This window comes from Prosthecobacter sp. (assembly GCF_046154365.1).
In the GTDB taxonomy this organism is placed as follows: domain Bacteria; phylum Verrucomicrobiota; class Verrucomicrobiia; order Verrucomicrobiales; family Verrucomicrobiaceae; genus Prosthecobacter.
This window is the reverse complement of record NZ_JBJXFV010000114.1, coordinates 86,275-93,783: the sequence shown is the minus strand read 5'-3', so window position 1 is coordinate 93,783 and position 7,509 is coordinate 86,275. Positions and strand designations below refer to the sequence as shown.

Sequence of the window (7,509 nt, the reverse complement as noted above, 5' to 3'; positions counted from 1 at the left end):
CATTGCGTCCCTGGCCGATCTGCGCCTCCACTTTCTCCAGTTCCTTGAGAATGTGCTCAGTTTGAGCCGGCGTGAGAATCACCTGCGGAGCGGCGGGAGTTTCGGCAGCAGGAGCAGCGGGTGCCGCCGGAGTTTGTGCGATGGCGGGAGATGCCAGCAGCACGGCCAGCAGTGGCAGGAGTTGGGTCGTTTTCATGGTTGGGAGCAGTAAACACGGCAAAACGCAGACGGAAGCACGAAAAAATCCTCCACGGCGAAAATCTTCTCTCCCAACGTTCCGCACCGCTGCAAACTTGGACTTGGCTGAACAAAGTCATCGGCTATCTGTTCCGCCCGCCCCATGACACGCCTAGCTTGCCTCCTCGCCCTCATTTCTCTCGTCACGCTGCCTGTTCTCGCCGCTGACCAGCCTGTGACCTACACCGCCGAGATGACCGGCATGGTCTGCGCTGGCTGCAAAGATCACGTCACCGCCGCCTTCACCAAGCTCGATGGCGTCTCCAATGTCGCCATCGTGGCGGGCGATAAACCCGGCACGCAGAAAGTCACCGTCACCTCCACCTCACCTGCGCTCACCAAGGAGCAGGCCGTCGCCGCCCTCGGCGCTTCTGCCTCCACCTATGTCGTGCATGTGTGGAAGAAGTCTGAGTAACGGCGCTCCGCAGGCAAAATAAGCTTGCCTGTGCCGGTGCCCGCGCCACTATCCGCGCTCTCCTTTCTCAGAGGGAAGAATTTGGACAGGTGTCAGAGTGGTCTAATGAGCACGCCTGGAAAGCGTGTGTACCCTAATCCGGTACCGAGGGTTCGAATCCCTCCCTGTCCGCCACCCCATTTCCACGCACCTTAAATGCGTGGAAAGCCTTGTGGTTCAAGGGTTAAAGTGATGACATGTCACCCCAGACTGTCACACTTCAACACCCCAAAGACATGCCCCGCCAACAGGGTTTGCTGCGTCGCGGCTCACGCTGGTATTCCAATTTCAAAGTCCCTCCTGCCCTTCGTGATGCCTTTGGGAAAGAGCACATTCGGGAAACGCTGGGAACGTCCGACTACCGCGAGGCAGTTCGGAAGATCGCTTCTGAACGTCACCGCTGGACTTTGATTTTTGAGAGTGCGCGTAGCAAACTCGCGCCGTCTAAACCTCACCCCGCGCCGCCCCAACCTTCCGCAGCGGCGAAATCAAAGCGGCTTATGACAGCGATTTCAGATCGCGAGGCATTCGAGTATGCCACCCGTTATCTCGTATTGAACGAGCGTGAGTTTCGAGGCTGGATGGACAGCGAGGGACGCTTGCTTGATGAAGTCAAGCAAGGCGATATTCTCAGCGACATCGTTCAAGACCGCATTGCGCTCGCAGAGGGCGATGAATTCCGAGGTGAACCGCTGGACGGAACCTTTGAATTGCAGAGTTTTCTTGAAACAGAAGGCATTGATTGTCCCGCCACGAGTCCCGCCTTTCAAAAACTCCGCCCGCTCGTGATGGCCGCGCATCTTGAACATTTGGGACGCTGCCAAGATATGCTCAAAGGCATTCCGGCAAAGGAAAGGGACAATTTATTTCGAGGTATTCACTCACATTCGCCAGCGATGGAAAAGCCAAAAGGAAAGACCCTTGCTGAGTTGATCCACACGAAAGAGCTTTATAACGTGGATGTGGAACGCTCCGTAAAAACGGTGTCTGCATTCAAACTGCCCGCCCGCCTGTTGCTGGAAGTGCTTGGAGAAGACAAACCCATTGAATCCATTTCCCGCGAAGACATGGGGCAAGTCTTCTCTCTGATGAAGGACGTTCCGTTGAATGCGCAACAGCGATACCCCGGAATGACGCTGAAACAGGCCATCGAAGCCGCACGGCTGGCGAACGATCAACGCAAACCGGTTCACAACACCCTTGCCGAACATTACCTTCACATTTCCGCCTTGTTCAAATATGCCGTGGGCGAGGGACTGATGAGCAAGAATCCAGCAGCGACACCCACTTTCCAAGGGATGTTCCGAAAAGAAGACGTGGAACCACGGGAACAGTTCACCATTGATGAGCTTAATCGGCTGTTCCACGCCCCACTTTACACGGGTTGCGTCAATGATGGAGCCGGATACGCCAAGCCGGGGCCGGAACGCCCCCGCAGAGGCCGCTTTTGGGTTCCCTTGCTGGCATTGTATCACGGGACTCGTTGCAACGAGGCATGTCAAATTTACACGGCTGATGTGAAAACAGCGGATGAGATTGTTTACATCGCCATTCGAGAGGAAGCGGAAGACGGCGGCCCTTCGATCAAGAAACTCAAGACCAAACAGAGCATTCGCAACGTGCCTGTTCATCCTGAACTCATCAGAATGGGCTTTCTTGACTTTGTGGAAGCCCGCAAGCGTGATGCAGAATCACCCCGCCTTTTCCCGGAGCTGACACCAGGGCATAAAGGGTATTGCTCTGACGCCTTTTCCAAGTGGTTTGGACGCTTCAAACATCGCGTGTTGGGCGAAGAATGCGAAGCCACGATGCACAGTTTTCGGCATCAGTTCCGCGATGCGACACGAGCCGCCCGCCTGCCTGATGAATCAGTTGGAAGACTTGCGGGATGGGAACACGGCTGGGGTATCGCAAAGCTGCAAATGCACCAGTATGGCAGAGGCAAGGACTACCTGCGTATTCTCGCGGAAGACCTCGCCAAGGTGCAATATCCCGGCCTTGATTTGTCGCATCTCTACCCGGCTTCTGCCGCAATGCCAAAGCGCCCGCTTCATCGGCTCCGTGAGGGATGAGAAGACAGTTTTTCACAGTTGCGCGTCTTCCGCCGCTTCTGTAGCGTCCGCACGTTGGCAGAGATGTCAGCCGAGACTTGATAAGCTCGCGTAAACCGGCGGGCGTGTGCCGCAAACACGCCGCTTCCCAGACCAGAAATGGCCGGGAGGCGGCGGTTATGTCCAAGCCTCCGGCTAAAGGCCGTCGCGGTCGTGTTTACGCGGCTTATCAACTCTCCGGCCACCCGTTCGGAATCCTTCGGGCGTGGTGGTGGAAGTTTTTCAAGCACCGCAAAAAATGAACGATCAAAAATCCCCTCTCCAATTTCTGGGAGCCTCAATCAGTAAGCCAAAGTGGAATACGCGAGACAAGATTCTGGCCTTTGGGTTCTTGCTGCCCGTGATGGCGTTTGGCATATATTTAACCTTTTCAGACCTCATGGGGAAATCGGAGGATGCGGAAAGCGCAAATCCTACCGTTCAAGAAACGCCCCAAATTGAAAACCAAAGTGCAACAGACCCTTGGCTAAAGCTAGATTTGGAACTCAGGAAGTCGCTTGCTGAGATGAAATATCGAGATGCAAAGCAGCTTGAGAAGGAACTGGATGAACTTTTGAGCCATGCAAATCAGGGCGTCATTTCCGTTGAAATGATGGGCCAGGCAAAGAGCTGGCGGCATGGTGTCGATTTTATCTTGAGTGAAGTTGAGGAAACAGGGTTCAAGCCGGGTCTTGCTACAAGTGGAACTGCGATGAGCGCGACTCACGCGGCTTTGCAATCCATGAAATTCGCTTGGGATCGCCTTGAACGATTCGCAACGGCAACTTCCGCAGATGAACGTGAAAGCCACGCTGGCGCTCATGCCAACGAACTAAAGGCAATGAGAAACAATCTCCAATATGCCCGTGAATGGCTGGAGAAAGGGCAATACTGATGGCGGGAATTGAAACAGACGGGAATGAGCCTGCTGAAAAGGCTGGCAAGCGGACAGCCGTTCAAGCTGTTGTCTGTCTCGTTCTCGTGGCGGCAGCCGTGGCAATTTTTTTGAAAGGCTGCTGGGGAGGCAGCGGCTTGAATCAAGCCGACACTAAACCGGCGGAGGCAGCGCCCGCTGAACAGCCCTCCCTTGGTTCCCCAGCGGCAGAGAAAGACGAACCCAAAAAATTCTACCTCATCACCGCTCTTCTACCAAAGCCCTTCCGTTACCACACTTGGGCTTACGAGATCATGCCCAGCGGCAGCGTGAAGTTTATCAACCTCACTACCAAGCGGGAGACGGTCGTTTCCCAGCCGTTCACGATTGAGGAAAAGCTGGCTGGCAAAGGCTGGTGAATGCACGCTCATTCTCATGGCGGCAGAGAGGCCGCTTTTTGAACACATGTGCGAGGGCGATACTATAGACAGGAGTTGTCGGAGACAACGATCAAAGAACAGGCATGTTCGTTTCGTCTTCCCCTCGCTCTTGCTTGAATTCGTCTCCCTTCTCACTTCGCACCACCTTCCGCCCCGAAGATGCCGGGGAGGATAAGTTTGATTTAGAATTGAACGGCTGGGAAGTCTTGGAGCTGGAGACTCACAGGGAAACTGTCCATGCGTTCAAACAGCGGATGGGCGGCCCGCCCGCTGGCAGCGAAGATTTCGCATGGCCCGCAAACGGCCAGCCGCCGCAGAATGGCAGAGTCTTTTGCCGTCCGGGACTCAAAGACTTCACAAACAAACTGTGGATTCGAGAGGAGGGCATCACGCACAAGGCAACGAACCGCCGCCACGAAGCCCCGCTTTGTGGTGGCTTTTGCCGGTTCTCCAAGGCGGCGAAACCCGATCTTGAAACCGGAAAACCTCTGTTTCGCGCCAAGCTCACACTTTCGTTAAACCTGCAACGCTTCATACGCCATCAACCGCAAGGTGATGACCCTCGCAAGCCTTGGGCATACCGGCTTCAACGGCGTAGAAAAGCGCGCATTTTTCACGACAATGAGCAATCCTTGGACGGGGAAGACAACTGGCTCCCGAATTCATCCGAATGGATCAAGTTTGGCGCAAGAGAACACCTTGCCCATTACCTCGCCCTCATCACAAAGGAGATGGATGCGGACTTGGGCCGGGCCTGCAAATATGCAGAGGCTAAACTCAGACGCCCTGCCCCTTCTTGCGCATTGTCCGTGGTCGAAACAATGTGGGAATTTCCTTCTGATGATCCGATTGGACAGACCTTGGAAATTGGAGCGAAGTTGATGCAACTGATACAAGGAAAGGCCGTCACGAAAGCCTATCCATACGAAGTCAAGGAGACGGGCCGCATTCACAACGCCCCCTCTTTTTCCATTCCTCTCGCGCAAGGCGTGAAACTCCGCCTTTACGCCAAAACCACTAAACGCATTCGATTTGAAATCGTGCAATCCGGCCTTCGGAAGGAGCTTAAAAAGCTGCGGGACGAAGCTCTTGGAATATCAGACCTGTGGCAAGAAGTGGCTGCGGGAGGCCATTGGCTTTCTCCGGCCCATTGTTCTCCCAACGAGCTGCCCATGATCTTGAAAGCGCTACGCTGTCGGGCAGCCGCTCACATGAACAAGGTCATGGATGAGCTAAGGAAGGGCCGAACAAAGCCCGTGAAGGCTTGTTCCGTCGTGAATCTGCTGGCACATGTCGCGGTTGCCGTTCGCGCTGGCCTCAAAAGCAAACCGGAGCAGTTCAAAGACATCAAAAGCCTGCTCTACATGCTCTGTTATCAGCGCGGTTTTCGTGGCAGTCGCAAGGAAGGGCCGATGGCAGAGGCTTTGCAGGCGTTGGAAACTGCTGGAGTGCTTAAATTTGATCGTTCGCGGTTGTTTTACTCCCTGACACCGCCTTACACCAAGGCCGCAGATGCCCTTGTTTCCGCAACTGGCGAGCCTCTACTGTCGATTTTCGGGCTGGAGCGGGGGGAATTCAAAGCGGAGAAGGCAAAAACGCCCATGCGCAGGCTTCGCGAGTGATGACTAGAGAAAGCGCAAAGCCGCTCCCGCTTCGCACATGTGTTCAAAACAGCCTTCAACGTCCTTAAACCTGATTTTCGGCTCAAAATGACGTTTTCGGCTTGTGTTCACATATATACGCTCGTATATGTGTGAACATGGACGGCAAATTTGTAGCTTATTACCGCGTTTCGACAGCCAAACAGGGCCAGAGCGGTCTTGGACTGGAAGCACAGAAGACAGCCGTTGAAGCCTATCTGAACGGCGGCAACTGGAAGCTCGTTGGCGAGTTCGTGGAAGTAGAGAGCGGCAAACGCAAGAACCGCCCCCAGCTAAACACGGCACTCGCCCTTTGCAAAAAGCAGAAGGCAACGCTCGTGATCGCCAAGCTGGACAGGCTGGCCCGTAATCTTCACTTCATTTCCGGCCTGATGGAATCCCGAATCGAGTTTTTGGCCGTGGACAACCCGACCGCCAACCGCCTCACGGTGCAAATCCTCGCGGCAGTCGCAGAAGATGAAGCCCGCGCCATCTCCGCCCGCACCAAAGCGGCTCTCGCCAGCGCCAAGGCAAGAGGCGTCATTTTGGGCAAGCATGGCGCAAAGCTGGGCAAGGCTAATCACAAGCAGGCCATGAAGACAGCCCACAACTTGAAGGCCACGATTGAAACCCTCAAAGAGGAAGGCATCACCACCGTTCGTGAAATCGCCACTGCGTTAAATGCGCGCAGCATCTCCACTCCACAAGGCAAGCAATGGCACAGCACCTCTGTTCATCGTCTTCTGAAAAGGTTAAATGAGACTGCCTAGCCGTCTGTTTTGCTAAGTGATGAACCGCTTGTGTTGAGCTTTGCAATCATCGCCTTCACAGTCTTGGCGATTTGAGATTCAGACGTGGAAGGAGAATAAAGACCTTCTTGTTTTAATAGAACGGAAAGGGCTTTGATGTCCGGCCACAAACCCCGCTTTTCCCTGACAAAACACAACCGCTTTTCAGCAAGCTCTGCCTTCGTCATTTTGTGTTTTGGCTGCCATTCAAAGACCGACAGACAGCGCTTGATGCCATTTTCGCTCAAGCAATCTATCGGATGCTTCATCTCCGTTGCCTTGATAAGCTCAAACAAACGGAGTTGAATCGAGACTTCCCATAATGCTGGGCAGGTTCCTTTTCCAAGCGTGCCGTCAGGTCGTGGTCTGAATTGAAAAACTCCTGCGGGTATGTTTTGTGCTAATCGCCCGCTTTCTCTCGCGAATTTGGAAAGCCAACAAAGGTCTAATCTGACACAATCGCCATCGGAGACTAATGAACTGACAGCATATCCAACTCGCGTCAGTGATTCACTAAGAATGTCAAATTGAGGGGGTTCCCAAGCTGATACACATTGAAAGGGAAAGCATCTTGAGAACTCCTCTAGCAGTTCATGCAGTGGAGTTGCGGGGGCATACTCCTCATAAAGTGCCGCAATTAAATTGGTAATGCCTATGAACTGCCCCTTGGATGTTCTTTTGGCTAAAGAAGGAAAAAAATGGACTGTAACACAAGGGGAATCGCTTTCGTGAAACAAGTAATCAAGAGTCGTCGGCTGTTTTGAAAAAGAAGACTGCTTTTTGAAAATCCGAACGGTGTAGGAATCATGTTCCGTGCTGAATTGCAAAGCATAGCCAGTCGCATCAACACCCTCACCGCACAAATCGGAGCATGTTTGACTGATAAAAAATGGGCCTAGAAGAAAGCGGTTGCTGCGATTTTCCATTTGGTGAAGCGGTCAAAATCTTTCGTTCAGGTTTCCGAGATGTCCAAACAGAATGCTTTT

The 7,509-nt window shown here is 53.6% G+C and carries 7 protein-coding genes, 1 tRNA gene and 1 pseudogene; 7 read left to right on the top strand and 2 right to left on the bottom strand.

What is annotated here, in order from left to right; translation table 11 throughout:
- A pseudogene (locus tag ACKVY0_RS15280) lies at positions 1-196 on the bottom strand (hypothetical protein); the annotation flags it as partial.
- A 144-nt stretch (positions 197-340) separates the two neighbouring features.
- On the opposite strand from ACKVY0_RS15280, the gene ACKVY0_RS15275 reads away from it, so the two are divergent.
- The 7 genes from ACKVY0_RS15275 to ACKVY0_RS15245 all read left to right on the top strand — a co-directional run bounded on the left by ACKVY0_RS15275 (position 341) and on the right by ACKVY0_RS15245 (position 6,505).
- Positions 341-652 (top strand): heavy-metal-associated domain-containing protein, encoded by a 312-nt coding sequence (locus ACKVY0_RS15275; RefSeq protein WP_409215685.1) that lies wholly within the window; start codon positions 341-343, stop codon positions 650-652.
- Positions 653-735: 83 nt separating this feature from the next.
- Positions 736-826 (top strand) — tRNA-Ser (locus ACKVY0_RS15270).
- Between the two features lie 101 nt (positions 827-927).
- The gene (locus tag ACKVY0_RS15265; protein ID WP_409215684.1) at positions 928-2,763 is read left to right on the top strand and encodes a DUF6538 domain-containing protein; all 1,836 of its coding nucleotides are present in this window, start codon (positions 928-930) and stop codon (positions 2,761-2,763) included.
- Positions 2,764-3,007: 244 nt separating this feature from the next.
- Positions 3,008-3,676 (top strand): hypothetical protein, encoded by a 669-nt coding sequence (locus ACKVY0_RS15260; protein ID WP_409215683.1) that lies wholly within the window; start codon positions 3,008-3,010, stop codon positions 3,674-3,676.
- 98 nt (positions 3,677-3,774) lie between these two features.
- A complete protein-coding gene (locus ACKVY0_RS15255; protein WP_409215682.1) occupies positions 3,775-4,074 on the top strand; it encodes a hypothetical protein in 300 nt (99 codons plus the stop codon).
- A gap of 134 nt (positions 4,075-4,208) precedes the next feature.
- Positions 4,209-5,717 carry a hypothetical protein gene (locus tag ACKVY0_RS15250; protein ID WP_409215681.1) on the top strand — a complete coding sequence of 503 codons (1,509 nt, stop codon included), beginning with the start codon at positions 4,209-4,211 and terminating at the stop codon, positions 5,715-5,717.
- 137 nt (positions 5,718-5,854) lie between these two features.
- Positions 5,855-6,505 carry a recombinase family protein gene (locus ACKVY0_RS15245; RefSeq protein WP_409215680.1) on the top strand — a complete coding sequence of 217 codons (651 nt, stop codon included), beginning with the start codon at positions 5,855-5,857 and terminating at the stop codon, positions 6,503-6,505.
- Here ACKVY0_RS15245 and ACKVY0_RS15240 read toward each other — a convergent pair.
- Positions 6,502-7,449 carry a hypothetical protein gene (locus tag ACKVY0_RS15240; RefSeq protein ID WP_409215679.1) on the bottom strand — a complete coding sequence of 316 codons (948 nt, stop codon included), beginning with the start codon at positions 7,447-7,449 and terminating at the stop codon, positions 6,502-6,504. The two genes, ACKVY0_RS15245 and ACKVY0_RS15240, sit on opposite strands and share 4 nt — an antisense overlap.
- Positions 7,450-7,509: the final 60 nt, after the last annotated feature.